Genomic DNA, 25332 nt, shown 5'->3' with positions numbered 1-25332 from the left:
TTATGCACAAAAGCATGATAATTATTCTGGGTCTTATTTGAATATCACGGGACTGCTATGGAAAAGAAGCTTGGCCTCGCCGCATTAACTGCATTGGTATTGAGTTCGATGCTCGGTGCTGGTGTATTTAGCCTGCCGCAAAACATGGCGAGTGTGGCCAGTCCCTCAGCATTACTGATTGGCTGGGCTATTACAGGTGCAGGGATTTTATTGCTGGCGCTGGCAATGTTGGTGCTAACCCGCCTACGGCCCGATCTGGACGGTGGAATATTCACCTATGCACGAGAAGGTTTTGGCGAACTGATCGGATTTTTCTCCGCATGGGGCTATTGGCTTTGCGCCGTGATCGCTAATGTCTCCTACCTGGTCATTGTTTTCTCCGCACTGAGTTTCTTCACTGATACACCAGAACTACGCCTGTTTGGTGATGGGAATACCTGGCAGTCAATTATTGGGGCTTCGGTGCTACTGTGGATGGTCCACTTCCTGGTACTTCGCGGAGTGCAAACAGCGGCCAGTATCAATCTCGTTGCCACTCTTGCGAAGTTATTACCGTTAGGTCTGTTTATCGTTCTCGCCGCTTTGGCCTTTAAACTTCATACCTTCACCCTTGATTTTAGCGGTATTGCGCTGGGTGTTCCCGTTTGGGAGCAGGTGAAGAACACCATGCTGATTACCCTGTGGGTATTTATTGGTGTTGAGGGTGCGGTGGTGGTTTCTGCTCGTGCGCGTAATAAAAATGATGTCGGGCGAGCAACACTTCTTGCTGTTATTGCGGCATTAGGCGTGTACCTGCTCGTAACATTGCTTTCGCTGGGGGTGATTGCCCGCCCGGAACTCGCCGGAATGCGCAATCCTTCAATGGCCGGATTGATGGTCGAAATGATAGGCCCTTGGGGTGAAGTCATTATTGCTGCTGGACTCATTGTTTCAGTGTGTGGTGCCTATCTGAGCTGGACTATCATGGCTGCGGAAGTACCCTATCTTGCAGCCACACATAAGGCCTTCCCGAAAATTTTTGCTCGTCAAAACAAGAATAACGCGCCGTCTGCTTCTTTATGGCTTACCAATATTAGTGTGCAGATTTGCCTTGTGTTGATTTGGTTGACGGGTTCAGATTATAACACGCTGCTGACAATCGCTTCAGAGATGATTCTGGTTCCCTACTTCCTGGTTGGTGCCTTTTTACTAAAAGTCTCGACGCGGCCTTTACATAAAGCAATTGGCCTTGGTGCATGCATTTATGGCTTATGGTTGCTATATGCATCAGGTCCCATGCATTTATTGCTTTCGGTGGTACTGTATGCGCCAGGATTATTAGTCTTTATGTATACGCGCAGTACGCATACGCATGACATCAAACTTAACTTCAAGGAAAGATCGGTCATTTTCCTGATGCTGGTGGCTGCGTTTCCTGCAACATGGGTACTGGTAAAGTAAATCTCCAGAGAACAATAGCAAGGAGTCGTTGATGGATCGTCCCATTTTGATTACTGGTGCAGGTAAACGAATTGGCCTGGCACTGGCACGGCACTTTCTGGCCCAGGAGCAATCCGTCATCATCAGTTACCGTACCCGTTATCCAGCGGTTGATGAACTGGAACAGGCTGGGGCAACTTGCCTGTTCGCAGATTTTTCAACTAATCAGGGCATTGAGCAATTTGCCTTGAACGTAACACAGCATTGCAAAGGCCTGCGTGCCATTTTGCACAATGCCAGTGCCTGGCTTGCGGAATCTCCTCACTCATCACCGGCGCAAACGCTGGCTGAAATGCTACAAATCCACGTTAATACCCCCTACCTTCTCAATCATCTTCTTGAGCCGTTATTGCGTGGAGGTGGGCATTCCGGTGCCGATATTATTCATTTCACAGATTACGTTGTAGAACGTGGAAGCGATAAGCATATTGCCTATGCCGCCAGTAAAGCTGCACTTGATAATATGACTCGTTCGTTTGCCCGCAAACTGGCACCTGAAATCAAAGTGAATGCTATTGCTCCGGCAATGATCATGTTCAATGAGCACGATGATATCGAGTATCGGAAAGAAGCATTGAATAAATCATTGATGAAAATAGTGCCGGGCGAACAAGAAATAGTTGGGTTAGTCACTTACCTGTTAAACAGCAGTTACGTCACAGGGCGCACCCATTGCGTCGATGGCGGCAGGCCGCTTAGATAATTTTGTTTACCCTCGATTTATGGCATTAAAACCTTTTGCAGTGTATGTTTTCTTTTTGATCCAAAGTATCGGGCTATGAACAAAATCGTATACGTAGAAGACGATCCTGAAGTAGGAGCGTTAATTGCAGCTTACCTCGGTAAACATGACATTGACGTTATTGTTGAAAGCCGTGGTGATTGTGCTGAAGCAACCATTCATCAGCAGCGCCCTGACCTTGTCTTGCTCGATGTCATGCTCCCTGGTAAAGATGGTATGACATTGTGCCGTGACTTACGCCCTCAGTGGGATGGCCCGATTGTGCTACTTACCTCCCTGGATAGCGATATGAACCACATATTGTCACTGGAGATGGGCGCTAACGACTATATCCTCAAAACTACGCCTCCAGCTGTTCTTCTGGCACGCTTACGCTTGCATTTACGCCAACGCGTTTCTGCACAACATACTGTTGAAAGCAGCCCTACAGCGCTTAAACCACACAAAGCTATGCGCTTTGGTGCGCTGTGCATTGACCCTGTCAACCGTCAGGTCACGCTAGGTTCAGAGAACATCACACTTTCCACTGCTGATTTCGATCTGCTTTGGGAACTGGCAACTCACGCAGGGCAAATTATGGATCGCGATGCGTTGCTTAAAAACTTGCGTGGGGTGACTTACGACGGCCTGGATCGTAGCGTCGACGTCGCTATTTCACGCCTGAGAAAGAAACTCTACGACAGTGCTACTGAACCGTTTCGTATCAAAACAGTGCGTAATAAAGGCTATTTGTTCGCCCCACATGCCTGGGAAAGCGAAGTTTAGATGCCGAGTATTTAACTTACTTAACGCTATAAATAACCGTTCATCGCATGAACGGTTATGCTGATTAAAGTACTTCCCTGCAAAATCCCTCCGAATATATTTCATTGCCTCACTGCGTTCGTTTTAACTCTGTACACTTATGTATAGAAATGTACATAACTAATATGGTAGATTTCTTTCTATACTTCTCTTTCAGTAATAAATCAGATTAATATTTCGCAAAAGCACTATTTTTATTATCACCATGTATTCGTTTTGTTACTTATGTGAATTCACAAAAATAATATTTCAACATGACTTGTGGGGAACAACCCCATAAATGTAGAAAAATAGCTATTTCACCTTACCCTTAACACCGGATAACTCAATTTGAAATTTAGTTATCTGTTTAAAAACACCATTATGAGCGTAATTGCTTCAGGTAATTTTGTGATAAAAGCGTGGCTACAAAACAATATTTTGCACCGTTTAAATAACAGTCAAATCAAGTTATTAAACAATCGCTATGCCCATGCCGTTATTGCCAGCACCATGGCTATAGTTCCCTTATCGATTGTTCGTGGCCTGGTTATCACCGCATCGGTACTTTGTGAAACCGCAGGTTTTAACCATGCAGCACTGTGGTTTATGCAGTTACAGATTGGTTTTTTAGCGCTCGCACCGCTGGTGATGAATATCTATGTTGCGGTTCACTGGGCCGTCAGAAACCGTCTGTCGCAAATATACTGTATTGCGTTAAGCATCAGTACATTAATGATTTTCCGGCGAATACTGGACGACAACGCACAATTTTTCCTGGATATCAGTATTCCTATGGCTTTGGCCTCTGGAATAATTGGTAATGTGTTGCAGGAAATCGTCAGTAAGAACATGTTAAAAGTTCGCCAATGGAAAGATAGCAATAACGTTACGATTGTATCATTTTTTGTTACGTTAATGATAATCGCCATATTCAGTAGCATTATAAAATTAGTGGCTGAAGCTAGCTTACATCATGCAATGAGTTTCTTTGAGCAACTGTCTCTTTATTTTTACCCCACTAATTTCCTGAATGGCATTTCATACGTCCTATTGCGCAGTGTTCCATGGTTCTTTGGTCTACACGGCTATTATCTATTTATGGACATTGATGTTGCCTTTACTGCTGCAGCAAAATTAAATATTAACGATTGGTATTCAGGACGCGGCGCACTCAACATTCTCAGCCCTGTCTTCTATGACATGTGGTGCAATTCTGGTGGAACAGGAAATACACTGAGTTTGGTCATCTGTATTTTAATGCAGAAAAATAGCCCACACCGCCGCCTGCTGACCATTGCCGGGCCAATGGCATTGTTTAACATCAACGAACCGCTAATTTTTGGTTTTCCGATTGTTCTCAACCCGGTAATGATTATTCCGTTCGTTCTGACGCCATTAGTCTCTTATGTCGTGGCGTACGGCGCGACTTACTATAGTTTTATTCCGCGAATTACCGCAATCGTCAGTTGGTCTACACCAGGGCCTATCAAGGTGTGGTTAGCCAGCGGGGAATCCAGCGCCGCCGTAATGTTATACATTGCTCTTGTTGCTTTGGGCGTGGCCATTTATTACCCGTTTGTCAAAAGTACATTAAAACAAAAAAACACTGTAAATAATGACATGGACTTACTCACTGGTGAGGTGAAAATCAGCCAACCGACTAACATTGAGATGGTGCCTAACTACAATCATGTTGTAGAAGAATACAGCCACCTTGAAGCGCAGAGACAAATAGAGAAACTGCAAACCAGCGGCCAATTCATCCTATTTTTCCAGCCGCAGGTACGGTTATCTGACAATAAAATCTTCGCCGTCGAGGTTTTAATTCGCCATCAGGACGACAACGGAAAGATCACGCCGCCAACATTCCTGAAATATTATGAGCGAGCCGGTCTGATGCCGGAGGTAGATTTTTGGGTAATGGAAAACGCACTGGACTACGTCAGAGAAAATATGTCTGAAACAGAGGGGATGACTCTTTCGGTCAATATTTCTCCACAGACATTAGTCGACTATCGACTCCTGCATATTGTGAACAAGGTGCTGGCCAAACCATTACCTGCTGGCTGGAGTCTTGAGTTTGAGATAACAGAATCACAGAAGGTTCAGGAACCCGTACGTGTCGCAGAAGTGATGGAAAAGTTGCGCAACCTCGGTATCAAAATCGCCCTTGATGATTTTGGTTCGGGATATTCGACACTGCATTATTTGACACGCTATCCACTGGATAAGATAAAGCTCGATAGATCGATGGTTCTCGGCCTGGCCAAGCCGGATGGGTTTAGCTTCCTGCAACAGGTAGTTAAATTATGCATGGTTGTTCAGTGTGAAATACTCATCGAAGGTGTTGAAACCGAGCAGGAACTAGAATTAGTGAAGATGGCTGGCATTGAGTTGTGCCAGGGGTACTTGTTCCACCGCCCTTTACCGGGAAAAGTTGTGTGTCAACTTCTGGCGGAGCAAGACAAGATGCAAATGCAACCAGGTCATTGTCTGCCTGAGATTGAAGCGATAGTTTAAGCCACCATTATCATTAAATACCGCACTTATACACGCCAGATATTGTCAGCAGGGGCAAACCCTGCTTTCATACCCTGCCAGATGGGGTATGAAAATTCTGAAATGACATCACTCATATCCCCATAGCGCTCCTGTACAGCAGGAGCCAGTATCCAGATACGCAATAATCCGGTGATCTTCATTGAAAAAGTTATTTATTCAATTCTATCTTTTGCTGTTCGTCTGCTTTTTGGTGATGACCATGCTGGTTGGCCTGGTGTACAAATTCACCGCCGAACGAGCAGGCCGCCAGTCGCTGGATGATTTGATGAAAAGCTCGCTGTATTTGATGCGTAGCGAGTTGCGAGAAATTCCTCCCCGCGACTGGAACCGCACCATTAAAGATCTCGACCTGAATTTATCTTTTAAGTTGCACATTGAGCCAATGGATAAATTCAAGCTTGATGAGATGAACATGCATCACCTACGCGCAGGTGAAATTGTCGCCCTCGATGATGAATACACGTTTATCCAACGCATTCCTCGCAGCCACTATGTTCTGGCAGTCGGGCCAATACCCTATCTCTTTTTCTTACACCAAATGCGCTTACTGGACGTCGCACTGATGGCGTTTATTGCGATTTCCCTCGCCTTCCCGGTATTTATCTGGATGCGACCGCACTGGAAGGACATGCTCAAACTGGAAACGGCGGCGCAAAGATTAGGGCAAGGTCATCTTGATGAGCGTATTCATTTCGACAGTGCCTCAAGTTTTGAGCGTCTGGGCGTCGCGTTTAACCAGATGGCCGATAGCATTAATGCGCAAATTGCGAGTAAGAAGCTCCTGATTGACGGGATTGCTCATGAACTGCGTACACCATTAGTCCGCTTACGTTATCGTCTTGAGATGAGTGAAAATCTTACGGAAGCGGAATCACTGGCGCTAAACCGCGACATTGGGCAACTGGAAGCATTAATTGAGGAGTTGTTAACCTACGCGCGTCTGGATCGCCCGCAAACTGAGTTACAACTGGCGAGTGTGAACGTTCCTCGCTGGCTTGATGAGCACATTGCTGACGTCCGAATTATTCATTCGCATCTCGATATCTTGTTGGATACCCCACCTGGCGGCAATTTTGGATTGATTGACCTGCGCCTGATGGAACGTGTGACAGATAACCTGGTCAACAACGCACTGCGTTACAGCAAAGAGAAATTACGTATTAGCCTGTGGCTTGATGGACAAACCGCGATTTTGCAGGTGGAAGACGACGGCCCCGGTATACCAGCAGAAGAACGTGAGCGGGTATTTGAACCATTTGTTCGCCTGGACCCGAGTCGCGACCGCGCTACCGGCGGCTGTGGTCTTGGGCTGGCGATTGTGCATTCTGTCGCAACCGCCATGGAAGGTTCTGTGGTCGTTGATAGCGGTGCCCTGGGCGGCGCTCGTTTTCGCTTTAGCTGGCCAATTAAAACTGAATCCACAATGTCGCTAGCCTCTATCAAGCCAAGCCGCTAAAAATCACATTGTCTCCTGCCTGACTATGACAGCACTGGTGGTCAGGCTCATCTCCTTGTGTTATAAACAAATAATAGTATGTTGTAACTAAAGTGATGGCGAAATGACAAAATATGATTTGATTGAGCGCCTTAACAGTACATTTCGTGAGCTCGAGCGAGATCTGCATCTGTTCAGCGAACAACTCGACAGCTACAGATTATTAGTCGGCCGTGTCTTTCAATTGCCTACGGTTGATAAAGGTAATGAACATGATGCGATAAGCAAAATCGAGGTGACACAGCGACTTGGTAGAGAAGCACATCAGTCCACCCTCTCCCACTTCACTCATTTGTTTATCCAGCAGCAGTCCGAGAAAACCAGTAGCAAAGCCGCTGTGCGCCTGCCTGGTGCCGTTTGCTATCAGGTTGACGAAACCGCCCGTCACCAGACTCAAATCCTGGTTGAACGCATTAACCAACGTAAGCAGGAGCTTGAAAACATTATCAGCGTGGAGTCGGGACTGCCCAGCGTGCAGCGCTTTGAGTGGGTTCACCGCCAGCTTCCTGGGCTTATCACCCTTAATGCTTACCGCTCTATTACACTGTTGGAAAACCCTACAACGTTGAATTTTGGTTGGGCAAATAAACAAATCATCAAGAATTACTCACGTAGGGAAGTTATTGAAATACTTGAAAAGAGCCTCAAAGCGAACCGTGCTGTACCGCCCTATACCCGTGAACAATGGGCAGAGCAAATTACCCGCGAGCTCAATTCCATTTCAAGCCTTTCAGATAACGTACGCCTGAAGATTAAACGCCCGGTAAAAGTACAACCAGTCGCCCGCGCCTGGTATCAGGAGCATAAAAAACAGGTACAACATGCCTGCCCGTCCCCTCTGGTGGTGCTGTGTAATCGTGACAATGGCGAAATACCACCGGAGATGGGTGAGTTATTAAATTATGATGCGGAGAATATTCGCCATCGCTATAAGCCGGATGCGCAACCGCTACGGCTGATCATTCCGCGCCTGCATTTGTATTGCGAGGAGTAAATGCAGGCGCGTCAAACTTACTGTTTCATACTGCCAACCATCTCTTCTGGTCGCACCCAGGCATCAAACTCGTCCTCACTCAGATAGCCGAGTTTCAGCGCTGAAGCCTTCAAAGTCAGCCCTTCTTTATGGGCTTTCTTGGCAATTTCTGCTGCTTTGTCATAACCAATATGCGTATTGAGTGCCGTAACCAGCATCAGTGATTCATTCAGTAATTGCGTAATGCGGTCGCGATTCGGCTCAATACCCACGGCGCAATGTTCGTTGAAACTTTCCATGCCATCGGCAAGTAAACGCACCGATTGCAGGAAGTTATGAATAACCATCGGACGATATACGTTCAGCTCAAAGTTGCCGGATGCGCCCCCCATATTCACCGCCACATCGTTGCCCATCACCTGGCAGCACAGCATCGTCATGGCTTCGCACTGGGTCGGATTGACCTTTCCAGGCATTATTGAGCTACCGGGTTCATTCTCAGGAATGGCTATTTCGCCAATCCCGCAGCGCGGGCCGGAAGATAACCAGCGCACATCATTGGCGATTTTCATTAACGACGCCGCAAGCCCTTTTAGGGCACCATGCGAATGAACCAGCGCATCACAGGTCGCCAGCGCTTCGAATTTATTCGGCGCAGTGACAAACGGTTGACCGGTAATTTCAGCCAGTTCTTTAGCGACGCGCACTGCGTATTCCGGGTGGGTATTCAGCCCGGTTCCAACAGCCGTACCGCCTAATGCCAGTTCCGCAATATGTGGCAGACTGTTTTCAACATGCCTGAGATTATGCTCAAGCATTGCCACCCAACCGGAAATCTCCTGGCCCAGGGTAAGTGGGGTTGCGTCTTGTAAGTGGGTACGTCCAATTTTAACGATGTCACGGAAGGCTTCCGCTTTACCCTGCAATGTCTCTCTTAATACGTTTAGCTGCGGGATAAGTTGTTCGCGAACCGCAATGACAGCAGCAACATGCATCGCCGTTGGGAAAACGTCATTCGAACTTTGGCTCTTATTTACATCGTCGTTGGGGTGAACTTTTCGTTCCATGCCGCGCACGCCGCCAAGGATTTCACTCGCCCGGTTTGCCAACACTTCGTTCATATTCATATTGCTCTGTGTACCTGAGCCGGTTTGCCAGATAGCCAGCGGGAATTCATCCGGGTGTTTGCCTGCCAGAACTTCATCGGCCGCCTTAATAATGGCGTTACCGCGGTCCTCCACCAGCAATCCAAGATCCATATTCACCTTTGCGGCAGCTCGCTTAGTTAATGCCAGCGCGTGGATCAGCGCCGCGGGCATTTTTTCGGTGGAAATACGGAAATGCTCAAGTGAGCGCTGAGTTTGCGCACCCCACAGTTTATCTGCCGGGACGTCGATCGGGCCCATTGAGTCTTTTTCACTACGACTGGATGCCATTTCATTCTCCTTTGAGCTAAAAAAACCGCCCTGGTGGGCGGCTTGAGTGTCTTACTTCACGCAACGTGTACATTGTGAGGCGTGTATTTTCTGGAAGAAGTCGTTGCCCTTATCATCGACCAGAATAAAGGCCGGGAAATCTTCCACTTCTATTTTCCAGATGGCTTCCATCCCCAACTCAGCGTATTCGACACAGTCCAGGCTCTTGATGCTCTGCTGCGCCAGAACCGCCGCCGGACCGCCGATACTACCAAGATAGAAACCGCCATGTTTATGGCAGGCATCCGTCACTTGCTGGCTACGGTTGCCTTTTGCCAACATCACCATGCTGCCCCCGTTGGCTTGTAATAAGTCAACATAGGAGTCCATACGCCCGGCAGTCGTTGGCCCAAGCGAACCTGATGCATAACCGTCTGGCGTTTTAGCTGGCCCCGCGTAATACACCGGGTGATCTTTGATGTATTGCGGCAAACCTTCACCGTTGTCGATACGTTCTTTGAGTTTAGCGTGGGCGATGTCACGCGCCACAATTATCGTGCCGCTTAAAGAAAGGCGAGTTGAAACAGGGTACTGCGACAGTTGTTTCAGGATCTCACTCATCGGACGATTCAGATCAACTTTAACTGCCTCACCTTCACCCGCCTGACGCAACTCTTGCGGGATAAATTTCCCAGGGTTGTGTTCAAGCTTTTCGATCCAGATGCCATCACGGTTGATCTTCGCTTTGATATTGCGATCCGCAGAACATGAAACACCCATGCCAATCGGGCATGAAGCACCGTGACGCGGCAAGCGCACAACGCGAATATCGTGAGCGAAGTACTTACCGCCAAACTGTGCGCCAAGGCCAAGATTCTGAGCCTCTTTCAACAACTCTTCTTCAAGTTGTACATCGCGGAATGCCTGGCCATGTTCGTTACCTTCGGTTGGCAGCCCGTCGTAATATTTGGTTGAGGCGAGTTTTACGGTTTTAAGCGTCGCTTCAGCCGATGTACCGCCAATCACAAACGCCACATGATACGGTGGGCACGCGGCAGTACCGAGGCTGCGCATTTTATCGACGAGGTAATCTTTAAGACGTCCAGGACTCAGCAGCGCCTTTGTTTCCTGATACAGATAGGTTTTGTTCGCTGAACCGCCACCTTTGGCGATACAGAGGAATTTGTATTCAGCGCCATCAACACTGTAAAGGTCGATTTGCGCAGGCAGGTTAGTGCCGGTATTGACCTCTTTGTACATATCCAGCGCTGCGTTTTGCGAGTAGCGCAGGTTATCTTCAATAAAGGTGTTATAGACGCCTCGTGACAGTGCTTCTTCGTCGCCACCGCCGGTCCAGACACGCTGGCCTTTTTTACCCATGATAATTGCCGTGCCGGTATCCTGGCAGGTTGGCAAAATACCTTTTGCAGCGATTTCAGAGTTACGCAGGAATTGCAGCGCGACATACTTATCATTTTCGCTGGCTTCAGGATCATTGAGGATATCGGCGACTTGTTGCTGGTGCGCCGGGCGTAACATAAACGAGGCATCGTGGAAGGCGTGTTTGGCAAGTAACGTGAGGGCTTTAGGATCTACTTTCAGGACTTCCTGCCCTTCGAACTCGGATACTGAAACATAATCGCTGCTTAGCAGGTAATACTCAGTTTCATCTTTTTTTAACGGGAACGGCTCTTGATAATGAAAGGCTTTATTCGACATTGTTCTCTCACTTACGACATCAGCTACGTTAGTTTTATCTTTTAGCGCAAGACCAGTTGCTGCGTTAACAATACAGACCACAATATGCTACACAATTTTTTAACAAAAACTGAGACTAGTACGACTTTTTACTCCCCTGGTTACTTCATCTCAGATAATTGGTTTAATAGTCTCAACTTTGTCTAGATTACAACAGGGTCTAATAATGCAAAAACTCATTAACTCAGTACAAAACTATGCTTGGGGAAGTAAGACTGCGTTAACAGAACTTTACGGCGTGAAAAATCCAGATAACTTGCCAATGGCAGAGTTATGGATGGGTGCTCACCCTAAAAGCAGTTCGAAAATTCTTGATAATGGACAGCAGCATTCATTGCGTGACGTGATTGATGCAAACAAGCCTGCGTTGTTGGGTAAGGCCGTTGCAGAGCGTTTTGGTGAGCTACCTTTTCTCTTCAAAGTGCTGTGCGCCGATCAACCTCTTTCCATTCAGGTCCATCCAAATAAAAAAGCTTCTGAATTGGGGTTCGCTAAAGAGAACGCAGCAGGCATTCCATTAGATGCCGCCGAACGTAACTACAAAGATCCAAACCATAAACCAGAGCTGGTGTTCGCACTTACCCCCTTCCTAGCAATGAACGCGTTCCGTGAATTTAGCGATATCGTCTCTTTGCTCCAGCCAGTTTCTGGCGCACACCCTGCCATTGCTCATTTCTTACAAGAGCCAAATGCCGAACGTTTATCACAGCTTTTCGCAAGCCTGCTGAATATGAAAGGCGATGAGAAATCTCTGGCCCTCGGCGTGTTGAAAGCGGCTTTGAATAATCAGCAAGGCGAGCCGTGGGAAACCATTCGCGTGATTTCTGAGTTTTACCCCGACGACAGTGGCTTATTCTCGCCACTGCTGTTGAACGTGGTGAAATTACAACCGGGTGAAGCAATGTTCCTGTTTGCTGAAACCCCTCACGCTTACCTTAAAGGTGTGGCTCTTGAGGTGATGGCGAACTCGGATAACGTTCTGCGCGCAGGGCTCACGCCAAAATACATCGACATTCCTGAGCTGGTCGCAAACGTTAAGTTTGAGCCAAAACCTGCCGCTCAATTGCTGACTCAGCCTGAGAAGAATGGCAATGAACTGGACTTCCCTATTCCGGTTGATGACTTCGCCTTCTCGTTGCACGATCTCAGCACTCAGCAGGTTGAGCTTGCCCAGCCAAGTGCGGCCATTGTGTTCTGCACTGAAGGTGAAGCGATTTTAAGCAAAGACCAGCAGCAACTGACTCTTAAACCCGGTGAATCTGCATTTATTTCTGCGGCTGAGTCGCCGGTATTAATCAGCGGCGTAGGTCGTGTTGCACGCGTGTTCTCTAAAATCTGAGTTTAAAGCAACTTACTGATCTTTTTGGGTAGGATTGCTAAGCTGTGTAGAATCAGTTTCTTCAATGCCCATGGGCATTTCAATCATCTGCCGGAGGACTACCGGCAGATGCACTTAATATGGACTACGACAGAATGAAAAAATCACTGGTTGCAGTAGGTGTTATTGTTGCTTTGGGTGTGGTGTGGACGGGTACAGCCTGGTACACCGGTAAACAGCTCGAAGGCCGTATGGCGGAGATGATCAGCAATGCTAATACCGAGTTGAATAAAGCCTCGCCCGAAGCTGGCTTGACGCTGGGCTACCAGGATTATCATCGTGGTCTGTTCAGCAGCACCATGCACTTAGTCATCAAACCAACCGCAGGAATGACAAGCGCGATCCTTAAGCCTGATCAAACTATCGTATTTAACGAAACCATTGATCATGGCCCATTCCCGTTCGCACAACTGAAAAAATTCAATCTGTTGCCTTCCATGGCGTCAGTTCATACCACTTTGATGAATAACCCAACCACTAAGCCATTGTTTGATATTGCTAAAGGTCAGTCCTTTATTGATGCCCAAACGCGTATTGGCTATAGCGGTGACACCTCTTCTGATATCAACTTGCTGCCGCTGAATTATGAAAATGGCGAGCAAAAAGTTGCCTTTAGCGGTGGTGAGTTCAAGGCTGATGTCGATGGTCAGGGTGATAAAATTGCCGTGAGTGGTGAAGCACAAAGCGGCCTGGTCAATACCGTCAATGAATACGGTCAGCACGTACAAATCACTTTCAACGGTATCAAAACCGAAGGTAACAGTACTCGTAGTGAATTTATCGAGCGTATTGGTAGCCAGAAAGCCTCTATCGACAAGTTAGCTATTTCTATCGAAGGCAAAGAAATGGCCGTTGTGGAAGGTTTTAACATCAACGCCAAATCTGAACTTCAGGAAGATAAAAAACATCTTTCTGGTCAAATCGATTACGCACTTAATTCTCTGAAAGTACAGAACAAAGATATGGGTAGCGGCAAGCTAACGCTCAAAGTCGGTAATCTTGACGGGGCAGCAGTACGCGAGTTTAGCCAGAAATATAATGCCGAGTCGCAGAAACTGCTGGCAGATCCTGCATTTTCACAGAATCCAGAAGCTTATCAGCAGCAAATTGTTGAGCTCTTTGCCGCCAACCTGCCGTTGCTGTTAAAAGGTGATCCAGTGATTACCGTTGCACCGTTAAGCTGGAAAAATGCCAAAGGCGAAAGCAGCTTTAATCTCTCTTTGTTCCTGAAAGATCCGGCGCAATCAACGGGTGAACCAAAAACTCCGGAAGAACAACTCAACCGTGTGGTGAAATCTCTCGATAGCAAACTGGTTATCCCGGTAGATATGGCGACCGAATTGATGACGCAAGTTGCACAGCTTGAAGGCTACCAGCCTGCCGAAGCAGCTAAACTTGCCGAGCAGCAAATCAAAGGCCTGGCCGCAATGGGCCAAATGTTCCGCGTGACCACTATGGAAGACAATAATGTGGTTTCCAGCCTGCAGTACTCCAACGGTCAGGTCACGCTGAACGGCCAGAAAATGGCACTGGGCGATCTGTTAGGAATGTTTGGTATGCCGACTATGGGTGAGCCAGAAGCAGCCCCGGTACCAGAACCAGAAACACCTGCTGTTCCAGAAGCGCCTGCGGTTCCTCAACAGTAATTGTGAGCGATGCTTGGCTAAAAGCCTCCCTTTAGGGAGGCTTGAACTTGCTGACAAAGAAGGAAAAAGCGTGGTTTTTCCTTCTTTGTGGTTATCAGCCGAAAACCAATGAATTGATTTTCCTTGTTATTTTTTCGGTCACATATGCCTATATTATGGGCGCATGAAGTTTGTCATCCGTCTGAAGCCTCCCTAAAGGGAGGCTTTTTAACTTTTTCTCACCACTAATCGTGCCGGCATAATCTGACTGAGTGCACTGGTATCACCTTGTTGCGTACGTTGCAGGATCCGCTGCCCGGCCATACGGCCTATCTCACGAGCAGGTGTTGAGACCCATGTTAATGGCAAGTCATCGAGTTCATCGTCCATCACTTCAGCGAAAGCTGCCAGCGCCACATGGCGGTCATAGTAGCTGTCGATACTCCCCTCACCGCTTTGTCGCCCTGCGCGCAGTAAACCAAACCATGCCCCCATCGCTACAGTGCTGTTATGGCAGAGCACAGCAGTAATTGTTGGGTTGTGCTGTAGAAGTGTGGTGATAGCATCCGCCGCTTTTTTCTGACTCGGCTCGCATTCGATTATCCACTCACTGTGGAATGGCAAGCCGTATTGCAGAAGCGTGGAACAATAACCACCGACGCGCTCGGCGCGAGTCAAAGAGGCACCATCGCCACCGAGCCAGGCAATGCGTTGGTGCCCCCGCTTGATCAAATGTTCGGTGACAAGCTGAGCGGCCTGCATATTATCAGGCCTGATAATATCGGCCTCATCGAGATAGCTCGCGCGAGAGGCAAATACCAGGGGTAAATTTTTCTGTTGCGCAATGGTACGCATATCCGCCCCCTGTCCCGCCGCACCGGCGACAATAATGCCATCCACTCCTTGTGCAACTAACATGTCAAAGCAACGCTGCATATGCTGCCCCTGCGCGCCACTTTGGGTCAGGAAGAGTAGCTTGCTCTGTTTTTCAAGTTCATCCGTTAAACCTGCGGTGAGCTCGGCATAAAAAGGATTGCATAGATCACGCACGATCAACCCAATAACCCCGCTCTGGCCACCACGTAATGAAACGGCCTGGCGATTACGCACGAATCCTAATTTTTCTATGGCTTCATTCACGCGCAATCCGGTCGCTGGTGAAATGCGCCCTTTGCCACTGAGAACCAGAGAAACTGTCGTAACAGAAACCCCAGCTGCTTCAGCGACTTCATTAATTGTTATTTTCTTTTCCTGAGTCGTCATTAGGCCGACGGACCCTCCATGAAACAAAATTTAGGGATAAAACGTTTAACCTGATATGAAGTATTAAGCACTCTGGTGAGCTTTAGATCTGTGAACTACAGCGCAATAAAGGTTGGTAAAACGTTTTATCATCCGCTTCGTTCTGTACCACCACTCATCTATCAACCAGGGTTTAAGGAGTCGTTATGGCGGCTAATACACCACAAAAAATTACGCTTTGGGAGTTTTTTCAAAACCTTGGCAAAACCTTTATGTTGCCCGTGGCGCTTTTGTCGTTCTGCGGCATCATGCTCGGCATCGGGAGTTCGCTCAGTAGCCACGATGTCGTAACTCTGCTTCCAGCATTAGGTAATCCTGTTTTACAGCTAATTTTCACCTGGATGGGGAAAGTTGGCTCATTTGCTTTTAGCTTCCTGCCAATTATGTTCTGTATCGCAATCCCGCTTGGGCTTGCGCGTGAAAACAAAGGTGTAGCGGCGTTTTCCGGTTTTGTCGGTTACGCGGTAATGAACCTTGCAGTGAACTTCTGGCTGACGGCCAAAGGCATTTTACCGACAACAGATGCCGCCATCCTGAAAGCAAACAACATCCAAAATATTCTTGGTATTCAATCTATTGATACCGGTATTTTGGGTGCCGTGATTGTCGGTGTGATTGTATTCCTGCTGCATGAGCGTTTCCATAATGTGCGCTTGCCTGATGCGCTGGCATTCTTCGGAGGTACGCGCTTTGTACCGATTATAACGACGCTGGTCATGGGAATTGTTGGCCTAGTGATCCCGCTGATTTGGCCTGTATTTGCCGCAGGGATCAACGCGCTGGGCAATATGATCAACAGCGCGGGTATATTTGGGCCAATGATCTTCGGTACCGGCGAACGTCTGTTACTGCCATTTGGGTTGCACCACATTCTGGTTGCTCTGATCCGCTTTACTGAAGCTGGCGGCACTATGGATGTTTGCGGCCACAGTGTCAGCGGTGCATTAACCATCTTCCAGGCTCAGCTAAGCTGCCCGAGCGTTCATGGTTTCTCCGAAAGTGCTACTCGCTTCTTGTCACAAGGTAAGATGCCTGCCTTCCTGGGCGGTTTACCGGGTGCCGCTTTAGCCATGTACCACTGTGCTCGTCCTGAAAACCGCCACAAAATTAAAGGTCTGTTGATTTCCGGCGTTATTGCCTGTGTCATCGGTGGCACGACTGAACCACTGGAATTCCTGTTCCTGTTTGTGGCTCCTGTTCTGTATCTCATTCATGCCCTGTTAACCGGCCTTGGTTTTACCATCATGGCGGTATTAGGTGTCACTATCGGGAATACTGATGGCAACATAATTGATTTCGTTGTGTTCGGCATTCTGCACGGCCTTGCAACGAAATGGTATTTAGTACCTGTTGTGGCCGCTATCTGGTTCTGTGCTTACTACGTTATTTTCCGTTTCGCGATTACCCGTTTCAACATCAAAACCCCGGGGCGCGATATTGAAAGCGGAATCGAAAAAGCGATTGTTGGACAAGTGGGCAAGTCTGGTTATAACTTCCCCGCAATTCTTGCCGCATTGGGTGGTAAGGATAATATTGTCTCCCTGGATAACTGCATTACACGTCTGCGTTTATCGGTGAAAGATATGTCTCTGGTCGACAGTGCTGCGCTTAAAAACCTCCGTGCCATCGGTGTGGTGCAACTCAACCAGCACAATCTGCAAGTGGTGATTGGTCCGCAGGTCCAGTCGGTGAAAGATGAAATGGCGCATCTGATGCAAATAGCTCAGGCGTAAACCATAACGGGCGCCGAGGCGCCCGTTTGTTGCGAGGTAATATGTTCGATTTTTCCACAGTCGTTGACCGCCACGGAACCTGGTGTACTCAGTGGGATTATGTCGCTGACCGTTTCGGTGCCGCCGACCTGCTGCCCTTTACCATCTCCGATATGGATTTCCCTACCGCCCCAGTCATTCTTGAAGCTCTGCAACAGCGTTTATCTCACGGTGTATTAGGTTATAGCCGCTGGAAAAATGATGAGTTTCTTGGCTCGATCGCACATTGGTATCACACACGTTTTAACAGTGTGATTGATAAAGAGTCAGTCGTGTACGGCCCGTCTGTTATCTACATGGTGTCGCAACTCATTCGCCAGTGGTCTGAACCTGGCGATGCAGTGCTTATCCATACCCCTGCGTATGACGCATTTTATAAAGCCATTGAGGGCAACCAACGCCAGGTGTTTAGTGCTCCGTTGCATAAAACCGAAAGCAGTTGGATGTGCGATATGGTTGCTCTCGAAGCGCAACTGGCGAAGCCTGAATGCAAAATCATGCTGCTTTGCAGCCCGCAAAATCCTACCGGCAAAGTCTGGACACGCACTGAACTTGAAACCATGGCAATACTTTGCGAACGTCATGGCGTGAGAGTTATCAGTGATGAAATCCATATGGATATGGTATGGGAAGGCCACCAGCACACGCCGTGGAATGAAGTGGGCAAAGGTCAGTGGGCTCTGTTCACATCAGGTTCCAAAAGCTTCAACATTCCTGCATTAACAGGTGCTTATGGCTTGATCAATGAGAGAGATGAGCGCCAGAAATACTTACATGTGCTGAAAGGTCAGGATGGATTATCATCCCCCGCTATTCTTGCCGTTGTCGCACATATTGCGGCGTATCAAGAAGGTTCCGCCTGGCTTGATGAGCTCCGGGTATACCTGCAAAGTAATCTCCGCTTTGTCGCCGATGCGCTGAACGGAGAGTTTGCGCAACTGAACTGGCATCCACCGGAATCCACTTATCTTGCATGGATAGATTTGCGCCCATTGGCTATAGACGACAATGCGCTGCAAAAAGTGCTTATCGAGCAGCAAAAAGTCGCCATCATGCCGGGATATACCTACGGTGAAGAAGGGAAAGGATTTGTGCGACTTAACACCGGCTGCCCACGCGTTAAGCTTGAAGAAGGTGTGAAGCGCCTAATCGCAGCGATAAAATCTCTCCAGTGAAGTTAAGGGGAGAAAACTCCCCTTTTTGTTTGCGCAACGTAGCTATTTAGGTGCGTTTGTTCTTATACTGTTGCGCACTTAAATCAAAAAAAGAGTGCGACCATGATTGATACCACCCTGCCGTTAACCGATTTGCACCGCCACCTTGATGGCAATATTCGTGCGCAAACTATTCTCGATCTCGGCCGCCAGTTTAATTTGCCAATCCCGGCTGACTCCCTTGAAGCACTTCGTCCTCATGTCCAAGTCGTGGAAACAGCACCTGACCTGGTGAGTTTCCTGCAAAAACTGGACTGGGGCGTAAAAGTCCTGGCAGATCTCGATGCCTGCCGCCGCGTAGCATGGGAAAACATTGAAGATGCAGCCCTCAATGGCCTGCATTATGTCGAACTACGTTTCTCTCCGGGCTATATGGCCATGAACCATAACCTGCCTGTTGCGGGTGTGGTAGAAGCGGTAATTGAAGGCGTACGCCAGGGCTGCCGTGATTTTGGTGTTGAAGCCCGCTTGATTGGGATTATGAGCCGTACTTTTGGCGAGGCCGCATGTCAGGCTGAACTGGAGGCCCTGCTGGCCCATCGCGACAGCATTACTGCCCTTGACCTGGCCGGTGATGAGCTCGGCTTCCCGGGGAGTCTGTTCCTTAATCACTTTAACCGTGCGCGCGATGCAGGCTGGCATATCACTGTTCATGCCGGTGAAGCCGCTGGCCCGGAAAGTATCTGGCAGGCAATTCGTGAGCTGGGTGCCGAACGCATCGGACATGGCGTTAAGGCAGTTGAAGATCCGGCGCTTATGGATTTCCTTGCGGAACACAGAATTGGCATTGAGTCTTGCCTGACGTCCAATATCCAAACCAGCACTATAGCCTCAATGGATAAGCACCCGTTGATGACCTTCCTGGATAAAGGTGTGCTGGCCACGATCAATACTGATGACCCAGCCGTCCAGGGTATCGATATTATTCATGAATATAATGTGGCGGCACCACAGGCAGGTTTGAGTGCGGCACATATTCGTACCGCACAAGAGAATGGTTTAAGAATTGCCTTCTTAACTGATGCAGAAAAACAGGCGCTGATTGCTAAGGTTCGCGCCGCGTAGCTCTGATAAAAGCTTGGGTCAGGAAGCTGACTCAAGCTCTAAATATCAATAATAATTGATGCTATTTTTAATCGTAAAGCTTTCAACTTTCGGCGGTTTGACGCTTTTATCGGTGATGTTCAGCACACATTCCAGTGGGTTGAAATAGCCGTCGTAGTCGCAAGTTTGTTTAACCAAAGCGATAGACTTGCCGTTGAGCGTGCTTTCAGAGGTGTAATCGAGTTTTTTCTTGTTGTCGCTACCCGATTTCGCCTTGATAGCCAGGGTGTCATTTTTTGCTTTAGTTACCTTACCTAACGGATATCCATCAGCGTCATAGTTATAAACAATAGATGTCGCTTCACCGTGCGCGGCCACCACAAAACCTTTATCGTCCGTCTCATAGGTAATTGCGACACTCGGCAATTCTGCCAACTGGCATTTCCCCTGAAGCTTTACCCGTTTTTCGCGGGTGATGGCGTCAAGATAGTAATTAGCATCCAACACCAGGGTTGCACCGGTATTGTTTTCCAGATCGTGAAATTCGAGCTCGTTGAAGCACCCTTGTTCCGATATCAGGCCAACAACGCGTTTAACGACTTCACCTTTTTCATTGATTAATGTCTGGCTGAAGTCTTTTACCGGCCCACGCAGTGGATCAAAATCAAATTCATTCGAGAAACTCGCCATTTCCGGTGTGTAAGAAAGCGTATTTTTCGGATTGTCACACCCGGCAACAGACGCTACCAGCGCACAGAGGATAATAATTTTATTCACGTAACTCCTGTCCCCGACTTGAAATGTAAAAACAATAATATACCCAAAATAATTCGACCTGGAGTATGAAGGGTATAAGCAAATACAACAATTTACACTGCAGATACTATTCTTAATACAGCCCCTCAACAGAAGGAAGATACGATGAAACGTTCAATTTGGCTTGGTGTATGCCTGTTTGCTGCCGCAACTCCTGTACTGGCCGCACAAACTTCCTGCGATACAGTCAAGGCCGACATTCAGCAAAAGATAATCAATAACGGTGTCCCTGAATCTGGCTTTAGCTTAACCATTGTTCCTAACGATCAAGCTGATAAGCCTGATGCTCAAGTTGTTGGGCATTGTGGTAATGATACGCAAAAAATTCTTTATACGCGTACCAGCAGCGGAAACTATCCGGTAAGCGGTGGTAGTACGCAGGATGGGTCACAAAGTGAGCCACAGTAGTTATTAAAACGGATGTAGATCTCTAATGCATAGCAATTGGCAGGCAATCCGTAGAGAATGCGCGGCATAACTCGTGCAACAAGGAAGAGAATGATGTCTGAAACAACGCAACGATTGGCGACTATCGCCCTGACGGGAAGAGTGCTCGGTGCGCTTTTTTATCAAGAACCCCAAAGCCGGGATGTTGCATCACTGTATGCCTCACTTCAGGACCCATCGTGGACTGAGCAATGGCCAGTGCAGCATGAAGAGCTGGCGAGTATCGCGCAGCGTATGGCGGAAGGTTTTAACTACGAGCCAGAATCTTTGAGTGGAGCCTGGCAGCGGCTGTTCATCGGCCCGGATGCTCTACCCGCCTCGCCCTGGGGTTCGGTCTATCTCGATAAAGAACAAGTGCTTTTTGGTGATTCGATGCTTGAGTTGCGTCGTTGGATGCGTAAAAACGACATCTCCAACGAGCAAGAAAGCAACGAACCCGAAGATCACTTCGGTTTGCTGCTGATGCTGGCCGCCTGGCTTGCTGAAGAAAGGCTACAGCCGAAAGTTGACGAACTTCTTGCCTGGCACATCCTGCCGTGGAGCGGGCGTTTCCTGGAGTTATTTATCGCCAATGCTGATCATCCGTTCTATCAGGCGTTAGGCGAATTAACTCGCCTGACACTTGCTGACTGGAGTAAGGGTTTGCAGATCCCTGTCGCACAAAAAGAGCTCTATTCCTAAGAATCTGAGTAACGGTGGATAGCGTTTGCGCTTATCCACCAACTATTTTTCCAATATCGAACCCCCGTATTTACCCCACATTATCCGACATTTACTCCCGATAATTTTTTCATAAAAGTTACAACGTAACTTTATTCAAACACTTTTAAGACAATTCTTTACAACCATGTTTCAAGCGAGGCGGCACAAGGCTAACTCGTTAATTTACCCGCTAATCTTTGGCCTGGTAATTTCCCTATTTACTGGAATCATTCCCGCAGCGTTGCTATAGGTCAAAACACCCTGCCGACACAAGGCATAACAACAAGCGACCTCGAGGTTGCTATAACGTGCACCCAGGGAGACACACCGCAATGCATAATACATCCATCGTAAAACGCACTTTTTTTGGTGCGCTGGCAATAATTGTCGTCCTCGGATTATTGATTTGGGGAATTGGCCCCGAAACCCTAATCGCTCGTAAAGTGGATTTGCTTTATCTCGGGCAACAACACTTAATTTTGGTGTTTAGCTCAATGGCTCTGGCTTTACTGGTGGGGATCCCCAGCGGAATTCTACTTAGTCGCCCTGCTGCTCGCCGTTTCGCTGAATATGCGATGCAAATATTTAACGTCGGAAATACCTTGCCTCCGTTGGCCGTCTTAGCGTTAGCGATGGTGTTTATCGGGATTGGTGACAAACCTGCAATAATCGCGCTATTCCTCGCCTCGCTGCTGCCAATTGTCCGCAATACCTACTCGGGTTTATCCGGCGTCCCTGCTTCGCTTATCGAAGCTGCCAACGGTATTGGTATGACTAAATGGCAACGCCTGCGCCAGGTCGAGTTACCCAATGCATGGCCAGTCATGCTTTCAGGCATCCGTATCGCGACAGCAATTAACGTTGGTACTGCGCCGCTGGCGTTTTTGATAGGTGCCAGCAGTTACGGTGAGTTGATATTCCCGGGCATCTACCTCAATGATTTCCCGACGCTGATTTTGGGTGCAACTGCCACAGCGCTCTTTGCCCTGATCCTTGATGTTGCACTCGCAGGTTTAGGGCGCGTGTTAAGCCCCCACACCGTGAAATAACAACAATAAAAAGGAGCCCGTCATGAAATCGTTTAAACCGTTATTTGCCGCAATCACCGCAACGTTTCTATTCGCAGGATCAGTAAAAGCCGAGCCTATCGTGCTGGCGACAAAAAGCTTTACCGAGCAACATATTTTGTCTGCCATGACCACACAGTACCTGCGTAAGAAAGGCTTCCAGGTAAAGCCACAGACCAACATTGCCACCGTAATTTCACGTAATGCGATGATCAACAAACAGGTGGATATGACCTGGGAATATACCGGCACATCTCTGATTATTTTTAACCATATCAACAAGCGAATGACACCACAGGAATCCTACGACACCGTTAAGAAGCTTGATGCCAAACTGGGGCTGGTGTGGCTGAAACCGGCAGACATGAACAATACCTACGCCTTCGCGATGCAGCGTAAACGCGCTGAAGAAGAGAACATCAATACCATGTCGGAACTGGTGGCAAAAATTGAACAAGTCCGCAAAACAAACCCTGATAACAACTGGATGCTCGGTCTGGATCTGGAATTTGCCGGGCGAAGCGATGGCATGAAGCCTTTGCAGCAAGCCTACAACATGCCGCTCGACCGTCCACAGATCCGCCAGATGGACCCCGGCCTTGTTTATAACGCGGTGCGCGATGGGTTTTTGGATGCCGGGTTGATTTACACCACAGACGGGCGCGTAAAAGGTTTTGATCTGAAAGTGCTGGAAGACGATAAGGCCTTCTTCCCAAGTTATGCCGTGACGCCTGTTGTGCGTAAAGAGACATTAGCGGCAAACCCTGGGCTTGAGGACGCTCTCAACACCCTCTCCGCATCTCTGAATAACGACGTGATATCTACTCTGAATGCCAAAGTGGATATCGACCATGAAACCCCACAAAAAGTTGCGCAAGAATTCCTGCAACAAAAAGGCTTGCACTAAGGAGGCATCATGGAAACGTTACATTATATGATTGATAACGCAGGCTATCTCAGCAGCCTGACGCTACAACACTTGTGGCTAGTTTTGTTAGCTGTGGGGCTGGCGATAGTTATTGGCGTGCCGTTGGGTATTTTGATCGTGCGCCACAAATGGCTCGCCACACCGGTACTGGGTATCGCCACCATAGTGCTGACCATTCCTTCTATCGCACTGTTTGGTCTGATGATTCCGCTGTTTTCACTGGTTGGACAAGGGATTGGCGTATTCCCCGCCATTACCGCAGTCTTCCTCTATTCGCTATTGCCGATTGTACGCAACACGCACACTGCATTAGATAGCCTGCCACCCGGCTTACGCGAAGCGGGTCGTGGCATCGGCATGACCTTCTGGCAACGCCTGCGTTGGGTGGAAATCCCAATGGCTTTACCGGTGATTTTTGGTGGTATTCGTACCGCAGTGGTCATGAATATTGGCGTGATGGCGATTGCCGCGGTGATCGGTGCTGGGGGCTTAGGTTTGTTATTGCTAAACGGCATCGGCAGCAGCGACATCCGTATGTTGATTGCCGGTGCGGTGATGATTTGTGTTTTGGCTATTGTGCTTGATTGGTTACTGCACCGTTTACAAGTGGTGCTGACTCCTAAGGGGATTCGATAATGATTAAACTGGAAAATCTCACCAAACAGTTCGTTCAGAAGAACGGCCAAACATTTAACGCGGTTGATAACGTCAGCCTGAATGTACCTGAAGGCGAAATGTGTGTACTGCTCGGCCCATCCGGCTGCGGCAAAACCACCACGCTGAAAATGATTAACCGCCTGATTGCCCCAACCGGCGGTAATATTCTGATTAACGGTAAAAATACTAACGAGCTGGATACCGTCACGCTGCGCCGCAATATTGGCTACGTTATCCAGCAAATCGGCCTGTTCCCGAATATGACGATTGAAGAAAACATTACCGTCGTGCCACGAATGCTGGGTTGGGATAAAGCACGCTGTAAAGCACGCGCCAGTGAATTAATGAGCATGGTGGCGCTCGACCCTAACCGCTTCCTGAATCGCTACCCGCGTGAGATGTCTGGCGGGCAGCAACAACGTATCGGCGTAATCCGAGCACTGGCGGCGGATCCTCCGGTGCTGCTGATGGACGAGCCGTTTGGTGCGGTCGACCCAATCAATCGTGAAGCGATACAGAATGAATTTCTGGAAATGCAACGTCAGTTGAAGAAAACCGTCATGCTGGTCAGCCATGATATTGATGAAGCACTGAAATTGGGTGACCGTATCGCCGTGTTCCGTCAGGGTAAAATTGTGCAATGTGCCAGCCCCGATGAACTATTAGCTAAGCCTGCCAATGAATTTGTGGGGTCGTTTGTGGGTCAGGACCGCACCTTGAAACGCCTATTGTTAGTTCAGGCCGGTGATGTGACCGACCAACAACCGACAATTACCGCGCGTGAGTCCACACCGTTAGCGGAAGCCTTCTCTACCATGGATGATAACGACATGCGCTCGATAACCGTGGTGGATGGTGAAGGTAAGCCATTAGGCTTTGTGAAGCGCCGCGAAGCGCGTGGTGCCATCGGTTCATGCTCTGAGTTACTGCATCCTTTCCGCGTGACCGGGCGTGCGGAAGATAACCTGCGAATCGTGCTATCAAAACTCTACGAGCACAACATGGTGTGGATGCCGATTACTGACGAAGATGGCCGCTACAGCGGTGAAATTTCGCAAGATTATATCGCCGATTACCTCAGTTCAGGCCGCACCCGCCGGGCGCTGAATATTTCATAGTTCAATGTAGTTTAATAACGCCAGCACCACTCAACCCATAGGGTCGGATGAG

At 48.3% G+C, this 25332-nt stretch carries 21 protein-coding genes; 17 read left to right on the top strand and 4 right to left on the bottom strand.

The features are described from left to right. Window positions 1-57 precede the first annotated feature (57 nt). From M979_RS05555 to tus, 6 genes are all read left to right on the top strand, one after another. Window positions 58-1440: an amino acid permease gene (locus M979_RS05555; RefSeq protein WP_064554047.1), complete on the top strand. Its 1383-nt coding sequence runs from the start codon at window positions 58-60 to the stop codon at window positions 1438-1440. 31 nt (window positions 1441-1471) lie between these two features. Next, window positions 1472-2182 carry a dihydromonapterin reductase gene (gene folM / locus M979_RS05550; protein ID WP_034455754.1) on the top strand — a complete coding sequence of 237 codons (711 nt, stop codon included), beginning with the start codon at window positions 1472-1474 and terminating at the stop codon, window positions 2180-2182. Between the two features lie 75 nt (window positions 2183-2257). Further along, on the top strand, window positions 2258-2986 hold the full coding sequence (gene rstA / locus M979_RS05545) for a two-component system response regulator RstA (RefSeq protein ID WP_034455755.1): 729 nt from the start codon (window positions 2258-2260) through the stop codon (window positions 2984-2986). Between the two features lie 369 nt (window positions 2987-3355). Further along, a complete protein-coding gene (locus tag M979_RS05540; protein ID WP_064554046.1) occupies window positions 3356-5527 on the top strand; it encodes an EAL domain-containing protein in 2172 nt (723 codons plus the stop codon). A 181-nt stretch (window positions 5528-5708) separates the two neighbouring features. Then, the gene (rstB, locus tag M979_RS05535; RefSeq protein ID WP_064554045.1) at window positions 5709-7025 is read left to right on the top strand and encodes a two-component system sensor histidine kinase RstB; all 1317 of its coding nucleotides are present in this window, start codon (window positions 5709-5711) and stop codon (window positions 7023-7025) included. Window positions 7026-7128: 103 nt separating this feature from the next. After that, on the top strand, window positions 7129-8058 hold the full coding sequence (gene tus / locus M979_RS05530; RefSeq protein WP_064554044.1) for a DNA replication terminus site-binding protein: 930 nt from the start codon (window positions 7129-7131) through the stop codon (window positions 8056-8058). 17 nt (window positions 8059-8075) lie between these two features. Here the strand turns inward: tus and fumC are convergent, their stop codons facing one another. Further along, window positions 8076-9473 carry a class II fumarate hydratase gene (gene fumC / locus M979_RS05525; RefSeq protein ID WP_064554043.1) on the bottom strand — a complete coding sequence of 466 codons (1398 nt, stop codon included), beginning with the start codon at window positions 9471-9473 and terminating at the stop codon, window positions 8076-8078. A 51-nt stretch (window positions 9474-9524) separates the two neighbouring features. Continuing rightward, window positions 9525-11171 (bottom strand): class I fumarate hydratase FumA, encoded by a 1647-nt coding sequence (fumA, locus tag M979_RS05520; protein ID WP_034455760.1) that lies wholly within the window; start codon window positions 11169-11171, stop codon window positions 9525-9527. Window positions 11172-11376: 205 nt separating this feature from the next. Between fumA and manA the strand changes: the two genes are divergently transcribed. Further along, window positions 11377-12549: a mannose-6-phosphate isomerase gene (manA, locus tag M979_RS05515; protein WP_064554042.1), complete on the top strand. Its 1173-nt coding sequence runs from the start codon at window positions 11377-11379 to the stop codon at window positions 12547-12549. Between the two features lie 134 nt (window positions 12550-12683). After that, window positions 12684-14234 carry a YdgA family protein gene (locus tag M979_RS05510; RefSeq protein ID WP_064554041.1) on the top strand — a complete coding sequence of 517 codons (1551 nt, stop codon included), beginning with the start codon at window positions 12684-12686 and terminating at the stop codon, window positions 14232-14234. A 207-nt stretch (window positions 14235-14441) separates the two neighbouring features. Here the strand turns inward: M979_RS05510 and M979_RS05505 are convergent, their stop codons facing one another. Then, window positions 14442-15476 carry a Mal regulon transcriptional regulator MalI gene (locus M979_RS05505; protein WP_064554040.1) on the bottom strand — a complete coding sequence of 345 codons (1035 nt, stop codon included), beginning with the start codon at window positions 15474-15476 and terminating at the stop codon, window positions 14442-14444. Between the two features lie 185 nt (window positions 15477-15661). Here M979_RS05505 and malX point away from each other — a divergent pair, with 185 nt between their 5' ends. From malX to add, 3 genes are all read left to right on the top strand, one after another. After that, window positions 15662-17248 carry a maltose/glucose-specific PTS transporter subunit IIBC gene (gene malX / locus M979_RS05500; RefSeq protein ID WP_064554039.1) on the top strand — a complete coding sequence of 529 codons (1587 nt, stop codon included), beginning with the start codon at window positions 15662-15664 and terminating at the stop codon, window positions 17246-17248. Between the two features lie 41 nt (window positions 17249-17289). Continuing rightward, complete coding sequence (locus M979_RS05495; protein ID WP_064554038.1) at window positions 17290-18462, top strand: MalY/PatB family protein; 1173 nt, start codon at window positions 17290-17292, stop codon at window positions 18460-18462. Between the two features lie 102 nt (window positions 18463-18564). Next, window positions 18565-19566, top strand: coding sequence for an adenosine deaminase (gene add, locus M979_RS05490; RefSeq protein ID WP_034455796.1), 1002 nt, complete (start codon window positions 18565-18567; stop codon window positions 19564-19566). Window positions 19567-19611: 45 nt separating this feature from the next. Here the strand turns inward: add and M979_RS05485 are convergent, their stop codons facing one another. Beyond that, a complete protein-coding gene (locus M979_RS05485; RefSeq protein WP_064554037.1) occupies window positions 19612-20322 on the bottom strand; it encodes a YnfC family lipoprotein in 711 nt (236 codons plus the stop codon). Between the two features lie 144 nt (window positions 20323-20466). On the opposite strand from M979_RS05485, the gene M979_RS05480 reads away from it, so the two are divergent. The 6 genes from M979_RS05480 to osmV all read left to right on the top strand — a co-directional run bounded on the left by M979_RS05480 (window position 20467) and on the right by osmV (window position 25280). After that, window positions 20467-20769: a DUF1161 domain-containing protein gene (locus M979_RS05480; RefSeq protein ID WP_064554036.1), complete on the top strand. Its 303-nt coding sequence runs from the start codon at window positions 20467-20469 to the stop codon at window positions 20767-20769. 93 nt (window positions 20770-20862) lie between these two features. Next, window positions 20863-21489, top strand: a complete 627-nt coding sequence (gene dmsD, locus M979_RS05475; RefSeq protein ID WP_157093207.1) for a Tat proofreading chaperone DmsD — start codon at window positions 20863-20865, stop codon at window positions 21487-21489. Window positions 21490-21842: 353 nt separating this feature from the next. Continuing rightward, window positions 21843-22559 carry an osmoprotectant ABC transporter permease OsmY gene (gene osmY / locus M979_RS05470; protein WP_064554034.1) on the top strand — a complete coding sequence of 239 codons (717 nt, stop codon included), beginning with the start codon at window positions 21843-21845 and terminating at the stop codon, window positions 22557-22559. A 22-nt stretch (window positions 22560-22581) separates the two neighbouring features. Further along, window positions 22582-23484, top strand: coding sequence for an osmoprotectant ABC transporter substrate-binding protein OsmX (gene osmX / locus M979_RS05465; protein WP_064554033.1), 903 nt, complete (start codon window positions 22582-22584; stop codon window positions 23482-23484). Between the two features lie 9 nt (window positions 23485-23493). Then, entirely contained in the window at window positions 23494-24141 is a 648-nt protein-coding gene (gene osmW, locus M979_RS05460; RefSeq protein WP_034455802.1) for an osmoprotectant ABC transporter permease OsmW, read from the top strand. Continuing rightward, a complete protein-coding gene (gene osmV / locus M979_RS05455; RefSeq protein ID WP_064554032.1) occupies window positions 24141-25280 on the top strand; it encodes an osmoprotectant ABC transporter ATP-binding protein OsmV in 1140 nt (379 codons plus the stop codon). The genes osmW and osmV overlap by 1 nt, the downstream gene beginning before the upstream one ends. Window positions 25281-25332: the final 52 nt, after the last annotated feature.

It is taken from the genome of Buttiauxella noackiae ATCC 51607, from assembly GCF_001654865.1.
Classification (GTDB): domain Bacteria; phylum Pseudomonadota; class Gammaproteobacteria; order Enterobacterales; family Enterobacteriaceae; genus Buttiauxella; species Buttiauxella noackiae.
The sequence above is the reverse complement of the archived record's forward strand: the minus strand, read 5'-3'. Positions and strand labels throughout refer to the sequence as shown.